Source organism: Streptomyces sp. M41, assembly GCF_043673425.1.
In the GTDB taxonomy this organism is placed as follows: Bacteria; Actinomycetota; Actinomycetes; order Streptomycetales; family Streptomycetaceae; genus Streptomyces.
In genome coordinates this window covers 102,551-119,016 of record NZ_JBIMKE010000021.1, presented here as the reverse complement: position 1 = coordinate 119,016, position 16,466 = coordinate 102,551, and the positions used below count along the sequence as shown (strand labels likewise).

Genomic DNA, 16,466 nt, shown 5'->3' with positions numbered 1-16,466 from the left:
CTTTCTGAACATGCCGAGGGGAGAGCCGCTGATGGCGGCTCTCCCCTGCTGTTTCTGGCGGGTGTTTGTCAGGCGGCGTCGCGATCGGCGTCCTTGCGGCCGGTGACGTAGGCGCGCACGTCGGCAGGGTCGTAGCGGAGGTGCTTGCCTATTCGGAAGCCTGGTGGGCCAGTTCGCTTCTTGCGCCACTGGTAGACGGTTTCGAGGGGCACTTCGAACATCGCGGCGATGTCCTCGGGGGTGAGGTACCGGTCCGGGAGGCCGGTCCGAAGTGTGGTGCGAGGGTCGGCATGAACTCGCGAGGGCGTGCTCATCGAATGCCCTTCATCGCTGGGGTCGTCGTGGGCCTTCTGGGGAATCCGCAACGTCCGCCACGCCGCAACATTGCTGGTCAGCGGCTTGGATCTGTGTCGGATGCCGGTTGTGTTGCGGATAGGTGCCGCCGCGGGATACGCGGCGGCACCTATCGGGTGCGGCTGGTCAGCCCGCGATGCGGAGTTGGCGTGTGTCGGTTCCCGCGGACGCGTGGCGGCTCTCGGAAGGGTCTTCCGCCACAGATTCACTCCCGTTGACCTGCGGTGTTGCGGCTGTTGCGGATGTTGCGGACTTTTCAGGGGTAGGGGGGCAGTAGCGGGCCCACGCGTCGCGTAGATCTTCGGCGTAGTAGCCCTTCGGGGTGCCGCTTCCGACGCGGATGCCGCGCGGTTTGATCGGTTTGTTGTCGGGCCGGACGTATTGGCTCAGGAGCTTGGACAGGCCGCGTGCGGTGAGCGGCTTGCTGGTCTGTCCGTCGTCACTGAGGTCGGCCCACGGGGCGTCGTCGAGTCCGTGGAGGACTTCGAGGATTGCGGCGGTGGGCATGCGGTCGGCGCCGCAGAACACCTTGTCGCGCAGGTCGGTCAGCAGGCGCACTCCGAGGGAGGCTTCGTCGCCTTCTTGGGCTGCCTTGATGAGTGCGATGCAGGCGGCCCGGGCGCGCTCGGGCCAGTGCCCGCCGGCCGCGTCGGCGACTGCCAGGAGCGGTTCCCACACGTCGGCGGGCCGGTCGGTGACGCCTTCGGGCATCTCCGGCCACGCGGCGGCGATCTCGTCGTTGATGGTGGCGGTCCACTTGGCAAGCCGGTCGCGCAGGGCGTGGCCTTGCTTCTCGTGGAGGCGGCGCCGGTAGGGCTCGCACTTCTCGTTGGGCGCCTTCTTGCGCATGCGGATGATGACGGAGCGGGTCAGGATTGTGTCGGGCAGGGAGCCGAGCCCTGCCATGGCGACGGCGCAGAACGAGGGGAAGAACCCTGCCTTCTGATCAGATCCGTCGCCGACGCAGCGCAGGGACTTGGCGCCGCGCCGGTAGCCGGAGTTGAGGAACCCACGGACCTCTTCGTTCCCGCCGGCCTTCGGGCCGAAGACGGTGTCGATCTCATCGAAGAGAAGCGTCGGAGTCTTGTCTTCCGCGGACACGAACCGGAAGAGGGCGTTGGCGGACGCGTTGACGGTGGTCGCCGCGCGCGGTGTCAGCGTCTCCACGATCTCCAGCGCCCGGGACTTGCCCGAGCCCGGCTCGGGGCTCAGGAAGGCCAGGCGGGCGGTGCCGTCGAGGGCGTCCATGAGGTGGGCGTGGGCATCCCACAACGTGACGGCGACGTAGGCGTGTTCGGTGGGGAAGACGTTGAACCGGCGGTGGAACGCTTCGACCTCGTCGAGCAGGCCGGCGGCTTCGTTGGACGGCGCAGCGTCGGTGGTGTCGGTCATGCGGTGGTCCTCCCTTACTGGGAGCTCCGGGGCGGGCGCAGCCCGCGGCGGTTGGGACGAAGTGCTGAAAGGACGCCTTCGGCGTCGCCCTTTCGGGCGCCCACCACCCGCTCACGGAACGGCTGTTGGGCGTCCTGCGGGCCGCTGGGGGCGGCGGGGAGGCAATCCAGGCGGGGGAGCGGGCGGCGGTCACGCGGCCTCCCGCGGTGTGGCGTTCGCCAGAATCCACTCCATGGCGCTGCGGATGGTGGTGCGGCACTCGGCAGCCGGCAGTCCCGTCGACTCCCCCGCCGCCTGGACTGCTTCTTCGACCGTGGATCGGCTGATGTGCCCCCAGGCGACGAACCGGGCCACCTTGCACGTGCTGGTGTGCAGCGTCTTGTTGCGCCCGTTCGGCCCGCCCTCGCAGGCGGCCCGGATGACCGCGCATTCGCGGTCCAGGGCGACGTGAGCGGCCCGTGTCCCATCCCTCACCGGCGCAAGCGCGGCCGGGGCGGTGGGCCTGGGGGATTCGACGAGCAGTGCGGTGAGCCACGGCGGGAGTGGGGCCACGGGGGCGTTCTCGGCGACTTCGTAGGCGCCCTCGGGGGTGGTGCTGCCGGCGGCGACGACGTAGCCGCCCCAGGCCCGGGTGTCGATGTGCGGCCCGAGCCGGTTGACGCTGTTCTTCAACCGGCTTCCCGGCGGGGCGGTGAAGTACAGGTGTCGGCCCCCGCTGGGGGTCCGCACCTGGTAGGTGTACGGGATCGGCTTTCCGGCGCGCTCGCAGAGCGCCTTGAAGGAAGTGGCGCCGTCAGGCGCTCCTTCTGGCTCTTGCGGCTTGCACACGTCCAGGTCGATGACGAGTAGGCCGGCCGGGCCGGTCGCGACGCCGACGTTGTACGGCTTGTGCGCCCATGCCGCGTGGATCAGGTCCGGGGCGGTGGTGGCTCGCTGCTCGGGGGTACGGTGGCCGCCCGCGCAGCGCCCCGTACCGGGGCAGGAGCGCTCGGGGTGGCCGGCGGGCCTCTTCGTGTTGGGGGTCAGGGGGATGACCGGCCAGCCGCGCTCTGCGCAGAGCAGGGCGGCGGCGATCAGGTGCAGGCTGCCCAGGCCGATGCTGGGGATGCCGGGTGCGTTGGTTGGGTCGCTCATGCCTGGCCTCGACCGATGCGGGTCGATGGGGTCATGCTGGAGTCCTCCACAGGTCTGTTGATGGGCTGGTGGACAAGGGCGGCCCCGTGATCTTTGGCGAGAGTGGGGGGCCGCCCTTGGCGCAGTTAGAACGGGGGCTCTTCGCCCTCCTTGGCGGGGTTGTTCGCCGTGTTCCACGGGTCATCGCCCGCGGGGCCGTTGCTGGTGGCGCGCTTGGCGTTGACGGTCACGGTGGTGAAGCGGACCGAGGCGCCGATGTCGTCGACTTCCACGGCGAGCATGGAGCGCTTCTCGCCCTGGTCGGTGGTCCAGTCGTGCTGGCGCATCCGGCCGGACGCGACCACCCGGGAGCCCTTCTTGAGGCTCTCGGCGATGTGCTCCGCGAGGGTGCGCCAGGCCGCGCACCGGTAGAAGGCGGTGGTGCCGTCCTTCCACGCGTTGGCCGCGCGGTCGAAGGTGCGCGGTGTGACGGCGATCGTGAACTTCGCAAGGGCGGCGCCGCCCTCGGTGAACTTCAGCTCGGGTTCGTCGGTCAGGTTGCCGACGAGGGTCACGGGGGTTTCTCCGAACGACATGCTGTCTCCTGATCTTGTGGGTTAGAAGGGCGGTTCGTCGCTGTAGCCGGACGGCCCCCACGGGTCGATGCCGCGGCGGCGCAGCCAGCGGGGTCGGTGCGGCAAGGGGAGCAACAGCCAGCGGCGCTGCTTGTTCCAGCAGGTGCAGGGCTCCCAGTCGGTGCTGGCGTACTCGCCGTTGTGGTCGCCGTAGTCGTGCTCGAACCCGCCGTCCCCCTCGCACTCGGTGCAACCGGGGTCGGGGGTGTCGGTCAGAACCAGCGCATAGCGCGGCCAGCAGGTGACCTGGATGCGCAGCCGGGGCAGCCTCCGGATCATGCCGCGCGCTCCTCGGTGTCGGCCGCCATGTCATCGACCTGCACGAGCAGGTTTCCGAGCTGGCGGCGGGTGACGCGTTGCGTGTAGGTCGTGGGTAACCCGGCGTTTTGCCAACTCAGTTCGACTGTGACGATCTCGTCCGGGTCGATGTCCATCAGCGCTCCCTGATCGTGTTGTCCGTGGAGGGGCCGGGCCGGTGTTCGGCGGTGAAGTAGAGGCGGGTGCGTTTGCGGTCGCGGGTGGGGTACTGGCGTGCCGGGCCGGTGTCGAACGCGGTGGCCAGGGTCTGGCTGAGGCGGTCGGCGTCGTCTGGCTCGCAGATGATGCGGATCTCGAACACGGCGCTCCTTGTCGCAGGTCAGCGGTTGGGGCTGAAGAGTTTGAGGGTGATGCCGCACAGGCTGATGGGTCCGGCTGCGACGGTCGCGGTGTGGGCGGCGATGCCGAGCAGCCAGGCCAGGGCGGCGGCCAGTCCCCAGAAGCCGACGACGACCGCGCCGGCGATGGCGAACGGGTACAGGAAGCGCCGCCACGGGAAATCGGTACCGCTGGTGCCGTTGATGTTCGCCAAAACAGGTTCTCCTCTTCTCTCAGGGGCGGTGCGGGCAGGCCGGACGGCCTGTTCAGCCCTCGATCGCTGTGCCGGGGCGGGTAGGCGAGGACTGGACGGAGCGTCCGGAGGCGAGCACGAGAGAGGGCCCGCACCCTCGCGGGGTGCGGGCCCTCTGTGGCAGGCGTGTGTCAGAGGTCGGAGGGCAGCTTTTCCCCCGTCTGTGCGTCGTACGCGACACCGGTCGGAGACAGGCGAATTGACCGGGACGTAGCCCGGGAGCCTTCCTTCCACGTACGTCCACCGACTGCTATCCGGACCGTCACGTCGGCCAACGGGTCTGCGACAGGCAGCTTGATCTCCGGGTCCTTGGGGAGCCACCCGCCCTCTCGGACGCTGTGCGCGCTCTTACCAGAGCCGTCGATCCGCAGGAACCGAGCATTTCGATCGAAGTAGGAGCGCAGCTCGACGATGACGTTGTCCCTGTCGCTGGTCCAGTGTGCTACGACGTCGGCCTTCACGCCTTCGATGGTGAGCGCTGCGCCCGACCTGCCCTTGTAAGCGGCAGCCCTCTGCTGCCGCTCCTGTTGCTGCTGTTCGTTCTCTGCGTACTGCCACACGCCCGCAGCGGCGATGGACAGGGCTGCGATCGCCGCCACGTAGGGCCAGGTGCGTCGCCGTACCGACGTCGGCTGTTCGGTGGCAGCAGGCTGAGCTGTGACGGGTGGCTGGGGCCCGCTGTGCCATGCCGGGTGTGTGCTGTCGCCGCTCTTCTCGAACCATTCCACGTCGTCGTTGCCCATGCGGGCGACGGTAGCGCGCAGCTGCGCGGCCTGTCCGGGGTCCCCGCGCAGTTCTGCCACTTGGGCACGGGTCTCCAACCAGGCAAGAGCTTGAGCGGAGTTGAGTCCATGTGCGCTGATGTCCTCGCGCTCGCGGATGGCGGCCAGCTGAGCGGCCTCATTGAACCGGCCCGCGTGCGCGGCCTCGAGGACGGCCTCATGCCGGGCGACGTCGGCCTGCCAACCGTCAACAACGTTGGGCGGCATTTCCCAATCCCAACTCCGGCCCCCGCCGCCGTTCAGGAACTGCGCGTGCAGGTCCTCGCCCCGATCGGTGTCGACGTCGCCATCCTCGGACGGTTCTGTGGCCTGTTCTACGCCAGCGGAGTCCTGTTCGACGGCCGGGGTCTGCTGTGCTGCACGGCGCCGTGACGAGGTGTCCGTGAGCGCAGATTCCTGTGTGCTCAGGACGGTCTGGATGATGTCGACGTAGTCAGGGCCGACCTTCCATACGGCCTGGCCCGGATCGAGTGTCGGGATCTTCTCGACTGCCCAGGCGGGCAGACCGAGCAGGACGCCGACGATGGCGGCCTCTTCGGGGTTGAGGCGTCCGACGTGGGCGATCTCGCACAGGCGGGCCAGGTCGCGGGCCTTGCCCTCGCCCAGGTCGGACAGCGTGTGCATCAGCACGTCCAGCGACAGCCCGGCCTTGCGCGAGTTTTTCAGCAGTCGCTGGATCAGCTCGCTGGTGGCCGGGGACAGGAGGATCTGCCACGCCTCTTCCAGCACCAGGTGCTTGTGCACGGCGGTCGACTGGCGCAGCCACACGTGCTCTGCCCAGCACGACACTGCGGCCATCAGGGACGGGATCGCGGGGCTGTTGCGGTCCAGGTGGGAGAAGTCGAAGGACAGGATCGGCAGGTCTGTCTCGGGCAGGCTCGCGTCCTGGCCGTCGAAGAGCCCGCGCAGGGAGCCTTCGGTGTAGCGGGACAGGCTGATCGCCGCGCCCTCGCCCCACGCGGTCAGTTTCGCGGCCGGCCAGCGGCCGTCTTCTGGGCTGGCCAGCGCGTCCACCAGGCCGTTGAGCGAGGTGGCCTTGGGGTGGTTCAGTGCGTGCTGGAGGGCGTGAGTGGCTTGGTAGGTGAGTGCGCCGGGTTCGACTGCCAGGATCAGAGACCGGACCAGTTGCTCCCGGACCTGGGGCGGGAGGAGCGAGCTGACCGGGTTCAGTGTGAACGTGCCGGCCTCGATGACGCGGCCTCCGAGGGAGCGGGTCAGTGGTGCCCACTCGCCTGCGTTGTCCTCGCCGAAGGAGTCGATGACGACGTACTGGTGGCCGTTCTCAAGGATCTCGCGCCGGGCTCGTGTCTTGGCTGTGGTGCTCTTGCCGGAGCCGAGGCCGCCCAGGGCGAGGCTGTTTGTCGACGGCAGCAGCGCGGCCGGCGTCTGGACGGGAGAGAGGTGGAACGGGCGTCCGTCCAGGAGCGAGCGTCCGATCGGGATACCGGGAAATCGGGTACTGGAGGCGACGAGCGGCGCCGTGATCGCGGCGTGGGTGGAGGGCAGGCGGATCACAGGATTGCCCCTTTCCTGGTGGAGGCTCCGTGCGGGGTGGTCATCACGTGCGCGCGGTGCTGCTGGCCGGGGAGCCAGTCGAGGCGGATGCGGTGCCGGTCGGCCGCGAGGGACGCTTGCCAGCGGGCGTCGGTGACGGTCTCGGGGCTGTCACCGAAGACCGTCAGGTAGCCGTCGACGTCGACGAGGGTGGCGCCCTGGACCAGCGCGCCGTGGGTCGATCCGCTCGTGATCGCGTGGGCGTCCTGCTTGACCTTGTCGGTGACGAAGGCTTCGTGCGCGGCGCCTGTCCACTTCGCGGATCGGAGGGACTGGCCCGCCGGTAGCGGCCGGTACAGGACGGCGAAGGAGCGGTCTGTTCCCGGCCCGAGCAGCAGCTTCGGCATGAAGTCGCCGTCGGTCTCGTTGGGCCAGGCGGTAAGCCGCGCGGTCGCCACGTATCGTCCGTCGTCCAGGCCTGCCCAGCCCGTACTCCGCTCGATGACCGCGGGGGGCGGCGTGGGTTCCACGGGGGTGAGCGCACCGAGGGCGGCGAACTCGCCGTGCAGGCTGTCGAGCACCCGGGCGGGGTGGCCGACGAGGCCCTTGGGGACGTGGACGGAGATCGTCTGTGTGTGGTCCGTGTAGTCGCGCGCCGTGCTGTGGTGGGTGACGTGCACCTGGACGCCCGCGGTGCGGGCCTGTTCGCCGGCGAACGTGAGCGCGCGGGCGAAGGCTTCGTGGAACGCGGTCCGGCGCTGCGGGTCCTGCATGGTCCCGTGGTCCGGGTACAGCGCCCATGTGGTGGTCGTGCCCGGGTGGGTGGTCATCGTGTCCGGCGCGGTGCGCTCGCGCAGATGCCGCAGGCCCACGGTCGCCCATCGGGCGATTGAGCGTGGTCCGGGCGCCAGGTTGAGCAGAGCCGCGGCGGCGCCCACCGCGCCGAAGGTCCACACCGGCGGTGGGGTGATCATTGCCGACATCAGCACGGCGCTCCCGACCCCGGCGTTGGCCTTCGTCAGCAGGGTCTCGGTGCGGCTGAGTCCGCGCTGCACGGCGGGGATGCGGTAGCCGGGGGCCAGGGAGTACACGGAAGCAACCTCCTGAAGTCTTGGGGTGAGCGGCCCGGACCCGGCGCCGCTCCCGCCGCAGGTGCGGTGGGAGGCGGCGCCAGGGACAGGGGCGGCTCTTACGGGGTGGGCGGCGGGCCCGGGGACGGCTGCGGGTTCGCGGCCGGGCCTTGGGAATCCGGCGTCGGAGCCGGGGCGTTGGCCGACCGGCCGGCGCGAGCCGCCGCGGGCCGGGCGGGCCGGTACTGCTCGCGCACCGCACGGAGCTGGGCGCGACGGGTGGCGCTTTCGCTCGCGTCTCGCCGTTCCTTTTCGACGGCTGACAGGGTGGTCAGCCGTCCGGACGTCTGGGGCTTGCTCATGCCGTAGGCGGCGAACAGGACGCCGCGGTCCTGAGACATGGCGCGGCCCGGGGTGTCCACGGTGCGCGGACCGCGCGGGTTGTTCTCCTTCTCGTAGAAGTCCGGGGCACCGGCCCGGACGACCGCTCGCGCCAGCGGGTTGCTGGTGCGACTTTCGACCATGGCCCGGGCGGCACCGGCCACCCGGGGCCCGAAGTACGGCACACCGTGGAAGATCATCCGCAGCATCAGAACGTCCGCAGCGATCAGCAGGACGGCGTCCACCACCAGCGAGCCCTTGGCGAACTCCACGAACGGCGAGATCAGCAGCAGCGCGAACGGAGCAAACATCAACCCCAACAGCCGCTGCGCCCACGCCTTGACCGCGCTCGTGTCGCCCCCGCGGGCCAGCGAGGCCAGCACCAGGGGGGCCATGCACACGAACACGAGGATGCCGAGCTGGCGCGTCATGAACACCAGCGCCGCAAACGCGAGCGCGACGACCAGCGCGCTGATGATGATCAGGATGGCCAGTGGGTTACCGGCATCTGCTCCGTCCTTGAGGTCGTCCTGAATGACGGTGAACAGCGTCGATTCGTCGCTGTTGAAAGCGACCGTGAACGCTTCGCTCACGGCCTTGTTCAGCAGCATCACGATCCCGGGTACCGAGGCCATGGCGGCGACGGCCGCCAGGGTCCATCCGGTGGATGCGCCCATCTGCTTCAGGCGTGGTGCGCCCTGCCAGGCGGTCAGGGCGCACACGACGACCACACACACGAAGATGGCGACGGCCAGGTGCTGCCCGAGCCACAGGAACGGCTCGTACAGCCCACTGTCAGACTTCTCCGGCGCCCACCCGTCCTTCGACGCGACCAGGCCTTTGATCTTCGCGATGAGACTCTCGGCCAGGTCCCGGACGTGGTCGGAGGCGCCATCGGTGATGCCGTCCGAGCCGCCTCCGATGCCGGGAGGCCTGTCCGAGTCTGAGCCTGAGTTGTCCTCGACGCAGTACTTGTAGCCGGGTGTGCCTTTGAGCAGGTCACACGGGTCGTTGTCGGGCACCGGGCATCAGCCCTTGGCTTCGGTGACGGTGGAGAAGAGGGTGTCGCCGTAGAGCGCGAGGATGACCGCGACGAACAGCGTGCCGACGGCCGTCGACCCCTTGCGCAGGGCGCCCTTGGGGTCGTTGGACAGTTGGAGCATCATGCGCACGGCGATGACGGCGATCACGGCGGCGATGCCCTTGGTGACCAGGCCGCCGCCAGTAAGGCCGATGGTGTCGAAGAAGTCCTTGAAGCCGGTGCTCATGTCGACGGGCTTGGCGAGGTTGAACTTGGGCACGTCAGATCTCCTTGTTCTGGCTGGGTACGGGCCGTGCGACGGCGAAAAGGTCGCGCATCATGTCGAGAGGATCGACGCGGACCTTTGTGCCGGGGCGGGGAGCGTTGAGCATGTAGCCGCCCCCGATGTAAATGCCGACGTGGTGAATGCTTGCGGCACTCTTGCCGTAGAACACCAAGTCACCGGGCCGCATTTGGCCGGGCTTAACGGGCTCCGATGCGGCGTACTGCTGGGCTGCCGTGCGAGGCAGGAAAATACCGGCCTTCGCATAGGCGTAGAGCGTGAGCCCGGAGCAGTCGAAGCCGGTGATGGATGCTCCGGACCGGCCCCGGGGAGAACAGCAGATCCCTGTGCTGGGACCGCTCGCGTTTCCGCCGCCCCACGAATACGGCTTGCCGATCATCTTGCTTGCGGCGTTGATGGCGGCTTTCGCCTGGTCTGGGGTGGAGGGTTTCCCGCCGGGCTCCTTTCCGGCGAGTGCCGTGATGGACCGGACGTAGTTCTGCGTCTCCTTGTAAGGGGGTACGCCTCCGGCCTTGATGACGGCTCCGGGTCCGGCGTTGTAGGCGGCGAGGATGTTGCTCTGCTTGTTGCCGGGGACGTTCTTGACGTCCTTAGCTATGTCGCACAGGTACTTGGCGGATGAGGGGACCGCGTCCTCGGGATCCCATACATCGCGTTTGCCGTCGCCGTTGCCGTCGATTCCGTGGGTTTCCCACGTTGACGGCATGAACTGGGCAACGCCCTGCGCTCCGACCGGCGACCGCGCTTTCGGATTGAAGTTGGACTCCTGGGTGAGGAGTGCGGCGAGCAGGTTCGGGCTGACCTCGGTGCAGGTGGTCCCTGCCTCTTCGACCAGCGTTCGGTATTGGGCGGGGACGGACAGGCTGAGCGCCGCCCCGACTAAGGGGTCGTCGCCGGCGCTCTGGGCGAGAGCGGCCACGATGACGGCCGCGGTTGCTCCTACGCCGGCTGTGACGGCTATAGAGGCACGCAACGAGCTTCCTCCCTCCTTCCATGGGGTTTTGCGTGTTCGTGCTGTTCAGGTCCGTCCGTGGGTCCGCCAGGAGTCCGCCAGCGGTCCGCCGGGCGCCCGTCCGGCTGGCGGGCGGGTGCCGTCTTCTGGCGGGCGTCTGGCGGACGTTCGGCGGACTGCTGGCGGGCGTAGGGACGGGCCTTGGCGCTCACGCGTCGGACGCGGTGGCCGCGATGAGGTCGGCGAGCGCGTAGCCGCGCACGTCGCTCTTCTCGGCCTTCCCGGGAGCGACACCGAGCAGTTTGGAGAGCTGCTTTCCTCGCTCTCCTGGCCTGGTCTCGGTGATGCCGAGGGCGGGGGCCAGGTCGGCGGTGGGAATGAAGTCCGCGCCGGTACTGCGCATCAGGTCGATGGCCTGCGTGAGCGGTGATCCCGGCACTGTCTCCAGCACCCTTTTCTGGCGCTCGGCTACCTCGTCCACGACTTCCCACATGAACTCATCTGCGAAGTTGAATCCGCGAATGAGAGTGGAAGTACCGCCCGCGAACATGACTGCCTGGCCCCGGTAACGCGGGTTGAGGTGAGTCGGATTGATCGGGGCGGCCGTGGTGAAGTACGAGTCTCCGAGGGCGACCTTTGCGGTTCCTTCGGATTCCACGTACAGGCACAGCCGGTACTGGCACTGATTGCGCACCTGCACCGGAATGGCATCCTTGTCGGGCCGCTGTGTCAGCAGCACGACAGAGATCCCGGATTCCAGCGACTTGGCGGCGAGCTTGCGGGCCTTCTCCGCGATACCTGCCGCGCGCTCCTTGCCCTTGTTGGTTCCATCATCGGCGAAGAAGTCTGCCGCTTCGTCCACGATGAAAATGACGGGCTTGAACTTCGGCTCCGGCTGCCGGTTCAGCTTCGCCTGACGCTTCTTCGCGTAGCGCTTGGCGACACGGGCGTTCAGCTCATCGACCATGCTCTCGAAGACGGCCGGGTCGTCCGAGGACTCGTAGCGGACACAGTTCTTCTCGAACGTGACCAGCCCGCAGAATTTGCCGTCCAGCAAGTACAGGTCGAAATCGCCGTACGCGATGAGCAGGCAGGTGATCAGGCCGTTGATCAGCGTGGTCTTGCCCGTCTGGCTCATGCCGGCGACGACCATCGATGCCTTGTCGAGCGTCGGCACCCCGGCGAGCGCGCCGGTGACGTCATGCCCGAGCGGCACCCCATTGAAGGCCCGGATCTCCTCCCGCGTGGGCGCCGGGAACGGCTTCGAGAACGGCGGCGCGTCCAGCATGAGCAGTCGTACACCGCGTTCGTTGTCCCGGTCGCGTTCCAGATCGAGGTAGGTGCGGCTGATGCCGTACCAGGCGGCGACGTTCTCCAGTCGCCTTTCAACGTCCTTGTAGGTGCGGGTCTTGGGCAACAGGAAGGTGTACCGCTTGCCCGTCGACACCGGCTCGATCGTGACCTCATCGGCCCGGATCTTCTCGGTCTTGTCGATGACCTGGGCCGTGATCAGCGCCTCGGTCAGCTCAGGATGCGCCGGCACCGCCTCCGCAGCCGCCTGTACCTGCCCGCCCGCATCCAGGCCATGGGCCACCTGCGCCTGCACGGCTGTCTCCGGGTTGTCCACAGGCTGTGCGGGGGCGTCCTGCTTCAGAGCCGCGGACGGCCGCAACTCGCCTGCGAGCACGCGCTTGACGGTCGCATTGAGCTTGAAGATGCCGTAGCCGAGTACGACCAGCCCTCCGGCGGTGAGCGCCACGGTGACGGGCCAGGACAGGCCCAGCTTGTCTTTGATGGCGGCGAGGACGCCGAACGCGACAGCAAGGCCACCGATTGCACCCGCAAGCTGCGCGTACACGTCCTCGCCTTGAGTCTGCTGCTTATGCTGCTGTTTACCTCTCCCCACAATCCCTCAATCCTTTGCGATCGTGAATATGTGATGGTAGCTAGAACGTGCGCTCGATTCCAGGGGTTTGTGGTGCTCGTGAGGCTGGCCGGGTCTGCGCTCCGGGTCTGCGAAGGTGCCGCTCGTCGGAGGGCTCACCGGGTCTGCTTCACTGGTTTGCGTCGACTGCTTCCGGCAGTCGCGACGAGGGCCAGCCCAATGCCTGTGGGCTGGCCCTCATTGCGTCATGCCGGACGGTGCCTTACGGCTGTGCGTCCTCCGCATCGATCAGCGCGGCGTACGCCTTGCGCACACGCTCTTCCTTCGCGGAGAAGCCCGCGCCGCGGTAGGCGGCCAGCGCCTTGCGGTAGGACAGCGGGGGGTTCTCAGAGTGACGCAACCACCGCAGGACGACCGTCAGTTGTTCCTCGTTCAGCGGCTCGCCGGGCTGCGGCGTCTCGACGCCTGCTACCGATGCCACCCGGGCCAGCGCCGCCCAGTCAAGCGGGGTGTGTCCCGTGTGTCCCTCACCGTGTCCTGCGGTCAGTTCCGGAGTCTGGGACACGGGCCCGACCTGCGGGGACACAGGGGACACACCCGGGGACACACCCCCGCCCGACCACTGGCCCAGCACCCGGGCCAGGGCCTCATCCGAGAACAGCGCCGGCACCTCCTGCGTAGGGTCGGCCACGGGGTGCTCCGAGGTGACCTTCGTCAGCTCTTCGGCTGCCTCGTGGCGCACCTTCTGGGCCTGTCCGCGAGCCTTGTGCTCCTCGCGTTCCAGCGCGGCGGCGGTCTGCTGCCGGTTCACCTTGGCGCGGGTGACCGCGCGGCCGATCGCCACCTGATCCCGCGTGGCGCTGCGCACCGCGTCGATCTGCTCCTGCGCCTGGGGAGAAATGCGGGTCGCGTCCCGCTCCACGGCCATGATCAGCGTGGCCTTGGCCGCGGCCGGGACCACCGCGCCGATGACCGCGACTACCGGCGTTGCGTACATCAGGCCGTGGGTGAACAGCACAGCGACCGAGGTCACGAGGAACACCCAGCCGAGCACGGCAGGCAGCGTTCCCTTCGATCCCTGCCGGCGGTGCGCGGTCTCCATGGCCAGCGCGTACAGCCACACCGCGTCGTAGATGACGGCCACGGTCAATGCCAGCTGTGCGGGGGCCTGGTGGGCGAGAATCTCCCCCACCGCGTACACGGTCCAGCCCAGCGACAGACCGGTCAGACCGACCGGCAGACTCCACGGCACCGCCCGGCGGGCGACTTCCTTCCACTGCACGTGATCTCACTCCTTGTTCTGATCGTCGGGGTAGGCGCACAGCACGCACATGCCGAGCGAGGTCGGCATGCAGTAGCTGTAGGTGATCCGGCACTTGGGACAGGTGCGCCGGGCGAGCATGGCCAGCGCGAGCGCGCCCCACTTGCGCGACGTCATCGGCCGCACGGGCTTGGCCAGGTCCTCGCGGTAGAGGTAGGCGACCTGCACCCCGGCCTTGCGGCCCCGGTGCCGGCGCATCACCTGCCCGGCGATCGGCTGACCGCCGGGCCGTAAGCCGCGCTCGCGCAGCTGGCGGCGGGTGGCGTAGCCGTCCGGGGCGAACTGCCACGGGTACGTGGGCACCCCGTAGCGGGCGCCGGTTGGGTCGAAGCACTTGCCGTAGGCGGCCATCAGGCAGCCACCGCCACCACGGGCGGGTCCTGGCGTGCGCCGGTGCGGCCGGCGCGGCGGCCGGTGACGGTGGCGAACAGCCTGCCGAGCCCGGCCCGGCGCATTCCGGCGCGTGCCTGCTTGGCGGCGTACATCGCCTCATCCGCCCGCCGCAGCAGGCCGGACAGGTCATCGGCGGGGAAGTCCGCCGCGCGCACCCAGCCGAGCGACACCGTGGTGCGCAGGGCCGGATCGTGGCCGTCGACCGGCCGGGCCAGCACACCATGCAGCACGGCGAGCAGGTCACCAGCGGTGCCGTGGTGGTCTATCAGGACGGCCGCGAACTCATCTCCTCCGAGCCGCCCGGCCACCCCGGACCGGCCGACGTGGTGGGCGAGCCGGTTCGCGATCGCCTTCAGCAGCGCGTCCCCGGCCGCGTGCCCGTGGCGGTCGTTGATGTCCTTGAACTTGTCGACGTCGGCGAGCACGACGACCGCGCGCGGGTCCTTGAGCAGGACGGTGGCGCGGCGGGTGAAGCCGTCGCGGGTGCGTAACCCGGTGAGCGGGTCACGCCGTGCCGTGTTCAGGCAGCCGCGCAGCCACCACACATGCAACGCCCACCCAGCGCCCAGAGGCAGCGCGGACAGCAGGACCGTGGCCAGAGCGCTCATGCCGCACCCCCAACCGGCACCGGGACGGCGATGTCGGCGAAGGCGGTCAGTTCCAGTGCCGCGCCCGCATAGTCCGCGGTCGCCTTCAACACGCGCGTGCGGCCGTCGCTCTGCGTGCGGTGCGATACCGCGTCCGGGGCAATGCCGAGTGCTTCGCGCCAGGTCTCGAAGCCCGCCAGGTCGTCGTGGAACGACAGTGCCAACCGGTCGGGGAAGTAGGTGCTCACGTCCACGCACGGCGCGGGCAGGTGCCCGAAGTCCACGGCCAGCAGGCGCAGCGACCGCAGCGCTACCACAAGACCGTCCAGCGTCAGACCCTCGCTCATGCCGTACCCCCCAGCGCGAGCAGCGCGGCCAAGATGAGCAGGGCGCCGCCCGCACAGGTCAGGTCGATCGCGCGGCGCAGGCAGGTGAACTTGCACATCGCCAGCCGGGACAGCCCCGCCACATCAGCGGCGAGATCGCCAGAGACGACGGCGGGAATCTCCTCGGGCGCCAGCGAGGCCCACAGCGGGAAACCGTGCCCGCCGCGAAGGTTCGGCCGCACCGACCGCAATAACAGAGCAGCCGCCGCGAGCAGCAGGACCAGGCCGAGACCACCCGCCACGCAGGCGGGAACGTTCAGCGGCAGGTCACGCGCAACCGTCCAGGCGCCGGCGAGCACCGCACCGACGAACGCCAACAGCAGGCCCGTCTTCGTGTCGGTCCGCGCAATCTCAGCCTTCACCTCGGCATGAGCAGCCGTCAGGCCCTGTCCAGCCGCGCTCATGCCGCAACCCCCCGGCGTACGGGACGCCGGCGGGCGGGGCGAGCCAGCGGAACCACATTGAACAGGTCCGGATTCTCGTCCACGACCCGCGCGGCCAGGCGGATCAGATCGTCCGCCAGGCTGCGGTACTCGGGGTCGGCGAGGATGTCCCGGGCCGCGTCCAACCGCGCCGCCCGCTCCTCCTCACTCTCGCCCTCAACCCCCAGCCACAGTTCGGCCGGCGTGCCGAGGGCCAGTTCGGCGAAGTCCTCTGGTGTGTCGGCACGATGGCCACAGACGTAATTGCGCATGGGAGCTCCCATGTCGAAGGGGCAGAGAAGGTGCCGGAGGCCGCGAGAGCACCCCCAAGGGGCGGCGGCTGGTCCGGAAGTGCGGCGCCGCCGCGCAAGGCGGCGGGCCGGAGCGCCCCGGCCGGGAGTCGAACCGGGCCTGCGACCATCGGGGCGGTTGAGCGTCAGTACGGGTGCGGACCGCGCGGACGCGGCGGCAGCGGGTCCTTGGTCTTCTCGTGCTCCTCGCCGGCCATCAACGGCCGCCCCGGGCACGTGCATCGTCCTCGCTGCGCTTGTTCTGGTCCTGAACCCTCCGCGACAGTTCGTCGCGCTCCGCGTCTGTCAGACTCGTGACCACAGGTGCCTCCCAATCAGGTGCCTGTACGCGGTCCTCCGGGGTGCCACCCGGGGGACCGCTCTGCTTCCTCATCAAACGGGCAGGGCGCCGACGTGAGGCTGGCGCCCTGCCCGCATGACGAGTGACGGGCAAGCCCGCCACCGTCGTCTCGCGGCTCCCGTATGCGCCTTACTCCGCCTCCTCTTGGACGGCGCGCGGTCACCGCGTCACTCAGTCGTCACTCGCTGAGTCGATCTCCCTGGAATGGCTACCTGTCATGGACCGGGTGCAGCCCAATCACCGGGATCCCCGCCGGTCCGGTCCCTGGGTCTACGCCCGAGGGTCAGACCAACGGCTTAGCCGATGACACCGATCAATCCGTGAAGACGGCGGACTTCTACGTCTCCCACTGCCGCACGGGCCGCGTGCAAGCGGGTCCGACGGGGCCTTCTGGCGCGTTCTTGCAGGTCAGAGACTTGCAGGCAGGGCCTACG

20 protein-coding genes are annotated in these 16,466 nt (G+C 69.2%); all 20 read right to left on the bottom strand.

Translation table 11 applies throughout. The features are described from left to right. Positions 1-68: 68 nt before the first annotated feature. The 20 genes from ACHBTE_RS24325 to ACHBTE_RS24230 all read right to left on the bottom strand — a co-directional run bounded on the left by ACHBTE_RS24325 (position 69) and on the right by ACHBTE_RS24230 (position 15,653). Positions 69-314: a helix-turn-helix domain-containing protein gene (locus ACHBTE_RS24325; protein WP_394726180.1), complete on the bottom strand. Its 246-nt coding sequence runs from the start codon at positions 312-314 to the stop codon at positions 69-71. Positions 315-480: 166 nt separating this feature from the next. Further along, entirely contained in the window at positions 481-1,746 is a 1,266-nt protein-coding gene (locus ACHBTE_RS24320; protein ID WP_394726179.1) for a DUF3631 domain-containing protein, read from the bottom strand. A gap of 189 nt (positions 1,747-1,935) precedes the next feature. Beyond that, positions 1,936-2,880 (bottom strand): bifunctional DNA primase/polymerase, encoded by a 945-nt coding sequence (locus tag ACHBTE_RS24315; protein ID WP_394726178.1) that lies wholly within the window; start codon positions 2,878-2,880, stop codon positions 1,936-1,938. A gap of 125 nt (positions 2,881-3,005) precedes the next feature. Next, complete coding sequence (gene ssb / locus ACHBTE_RS24310; RefSeq protein ID WP_394726177.1) at positions 3,006-3,455, bottom strand: single-stranded DNA-binding protein; 450 nt, start codon at positions 3,453-3,455, stop codon at positions 3,006-3,008. Between the two features lie 21 nt (positions 3,456-3,476). Beyond that, positions 3,477-3,773 carry a hypothetical protein gene (locus ACHBTE_RS24305; protein WP_394726176.1) on the bottom strand — a complete coding sequence of 99 codons (297 nt, stop codon included), beginning with the start codon at positions 3,771-3,773 and terminating at the stop codon, positions 3,477-3,479. Beyond that, positions 3,770-3,928, bottom strand: a complete 159-nt coding sequence (locus ACHBTE_RS24300) for a hypothetical protein (protein ID WP_394726175.1) — start codon at positions 3,926-3,928, stop codon at positions 3,770-3,772. Before ACHBTE_RS24300 ends, ACHBTE_RS24305 begins: the two co-directional genes overlap by 4 nt. Beyond that, on the bottom strand, positions 3,928-4,113 hold the full coding sequence (locus ACHBTE_RS24295) for a hypothetical protein (protein ID WP_394726174.1): 186 nt from the start codon (positions 4,111-4,113) through the stop codon (positions 3,928-3,930). Before ACHBTE_RS24295 ends, ACHBTE_RS24300 begins: the two co-directional genes overlap by 1 nt. An 18-nt stretch (positions 4,114-4,131) precedes the next feature. After that, positions 4,132-4,344 (bottom strand): hypothetical protein, encoded by a 213-nt coding sequence (locus ACHBTE_RS24290; protein WP_394726173.1) that lies wholly within the window; start codon positions 4,342-4,344, stop codon positions 4,132-4,134. Between the two features lie 170 nt (positions 4,345-4,514). Then, positions 4,515-6,680 carry a hypothetical protein gene (locus ACHBTE_RS24285; RefSeq protein WP_394726172.1) on the bottom strand — a complete coding sequence of 722 codons (2,166 nt, stop codon included), beginning with the start codon at positions 6,678-6,680 and terminating at the stop codon, positions 4,515-4,517. After that, complete coding sequence (locus tag ACHBTE_RS24280; RefSeq protein ID WP_394726171.1) at positions 6,677-7,750, bottom strand: hypothetical protein; 1,074 nt, start codon at positions 7,748-7,750, stop codon at positions 6,677-6,679. Before ACHBTE_RS24280 ends, ACHBTE_RS24285 begins: the two co-directional genes overlap by 4 nt. A gap of 98 nt (positions 7,751-7,848) precedes the next feature. Continuing rightward, positions 7,849-9,132, bottom strand: a complete 1,284-nt coding sequence (locus ACHBTE_RS24275; RefSeq protein WP_394726170.1) for a hypothetical protein — start codon at positions 9,130-9,132, stop codon at positions 7,849-7,851. A gap of 6 nt (positions 9,133-9,138) precedes the next feature. Then, positions 9,139-9,411, bottom strand: coding sequence for a hypothetical protein (locus tag ACHBTE_RS24270; protein ID WP_394726169.1), 273 nt, complete (start codon positions 9,409-9,411; stop codon positions 9,139-9,141). A gap of 1 nt (position 9,412) precedes the next feature. Beyond that, positions 9,413-10,354: an NlpC/P60 family protein gene (locus tag ACHBTE_RS24265; protein WP_394726168.1), complete on the bottom strand. Its 942-nt coding sequence runs from the start codon at positions 10,352-10,354 to the stop codon at positions 9,413-9,415. Between the two features lie 241 nt (positions 10,355-10,595). After that, entirely contained in the window at positions 10,596-12,245 is a 1,650-nt protein-coding gene (locus tag ACHBTE_RS24260; protein WP_394726167.1) for an FtsK/SpoIIIE domain-containing protein, read from the bottom strand. Positions 12,246-12,534: 289 nt separating this feature from the next. Beyond that, positions 12,535-13,554: a hypothetical protein gene (locus ACHBTE_RS24255; protein ID WP_394726166.1), complete on the bottom strand. Its 1,020-nt coding sequence runs from the start codon at positions 13,552-13,554 to the stop codon at positions 12,535-12,537. 6 nt (positions 13,555-13,560) lie between these two features. Beyond that, positions 13,561-13,944 (bottom strand): RRQRL motif-containing zinc-binding protein, encoded by a 384-nt coding sequence (locus ACHBTE_RS24250; protein WP_394726165.1) that lies wholly within the window; start codon positions 13,942-13,944, stop codon positions 13,561-13,563. After that, on the bottom strand, positions 13,944-14,594 hold the full coding sequence (locus tag ACHBTE_RS24245) for a GGDEF domain-containing protein (RefSeq protein ID WP_394726164.1): 651 nt from the start codon (positions 14,592-14,594) through the stop codon (positions 13,944-13,946). The genes ACHBTE_RS24250 and ACHBTE_RS24245 overlap by 1 nt, the downstream gene beginning before the upstream one ends. After that, positions 14,591-14,920, bottom strand: coding sequence for a hypothetical protein (locus tag ACHBTE_RS24240; RefSeq protein WP_394726163.1), 330 nt, complete (start codon positions 14,918-14,920; stop codon positions 14,591-14,593). The genes ACHBTE_RS24245 and ACHBTE_RS24240 overlap by 4 nt, the downstream gene beginning before the upstream one ends. After that, the gene (locus tag ACHBTE_RS24235) at positions 14,917-15,363 is read right to left on the bottom strand and encodes a Pycsar system effector family protein (RefSeq protein WP_394726162.1); all 447 of its coding nucleotides are present in this window, start codon (positions 15,361-15,363) and stop codon (positions 14,917-14,919) included. Before ACHBTE_RS24235 ends, ACHBTE_RS24240 begins: the two co-directional genes overlap by 4 nt. Then, on the bottom strand, positions 15,360-15,653 hold the full coding sequence (locus ACHBTE_RS24230; RefSeq protein WP_394726161.1) for a hypothetical protein: 294 nt from the start codon (positions 15,651-15,653) through the stop codon (positions 15,360-15,362). The genes ACHBTE_RS24235 and ACHBTE_RS24230 overlap by 4 nt, the downstream gene beginning before the upstream one ends. Positions 15,654-16,466 lie beyond the last annotated feature (813 nt).

Excerpts from the sequence above, each read along its gene's own strand:
- ACHBTE_RS24325 (WP_394726180.1), bottom strand. The coding sequence starts at position 314 with ATGAGCACGCCCTCGCGAGTTCATGCCGACCCTCGCACCACACTTCGG.
- ACHBTE_RS24320 (WP_394726179.1), bottom strand. The coding sequence starts at position 1,746 with ATGACCGACACCACCGACGCTGCGCCGTCCAACGAAGCCGCCGGCCTG.
- ACHBTE_RS24315 (WP_394726178.1), bottom strand. The coding sequence starts at position 2,880 with ATGAGCGACCCAACCAACGCACCCGGCATCCCCAGCATCGGCCTGGGC.
- ssb (WP_394726177.1), bottom strand. The coding sequence starts at position 3,455 with ATGTCGTTCGGAGAAACCCCCGTGACCCTCGTCGGCAACCTGACCGAC.
- ACHBTE_RS24305 (WP_394726176.1), bottom strand. The coding sequence starts at position 3,773 with ATGATCCGGAGGCTGCCCCGGCTGCGCATCCAGGTCACCTGCTGGCCG.
- ACHBTE_RS24300 (WP_394726175.1), bottom strand. The coding sequence starts at position 3,928 with ATGGACATCGACCCGGACGAGATCGTCACAGTCGAACTGAGTTGGCAA.
- ACHBTE_RS24250 (WP_394726165.1), bottom strand. The coding sequence starts at position 13,944 with ATGGCCGCCTACGGCAAGTGCTTCGACCCAACCGGCGCCCGCTACGGG.
- ACHBTE_RS24245 (WP_394726164.1), bottom strand. The coding sequence starts at position 14,594 with ATGAGCGCTCTGGCCACGGTCCTGCTGTCCGCGCTGCCTCTGGGCGCT.
- ACHBTE_RS24240 (WP_394726163.1), bottom strand. The coding sequence starts at position 14,920 with ATGAGCGAGGGTCTGACGCTGGACGGTCTTGTGGTAGCGCTGCGGTCG.
- ACHBTE_RS24235 (WP_394726162.1), bottom strand. The coding sequence starts at position 15,363 with ATGAGCGCGGCTGGACAGGGCCTGACGGCTGCTCATGCCGAGGTGAAG.
- ACHBTE_RS24230 (WP_394726161.1), bottom strand. The coding sequence starts at position 15,653 with ATGCGCAATTACGTCTGTGGCCATCGTGCCGACACACCAGAGGACTTC.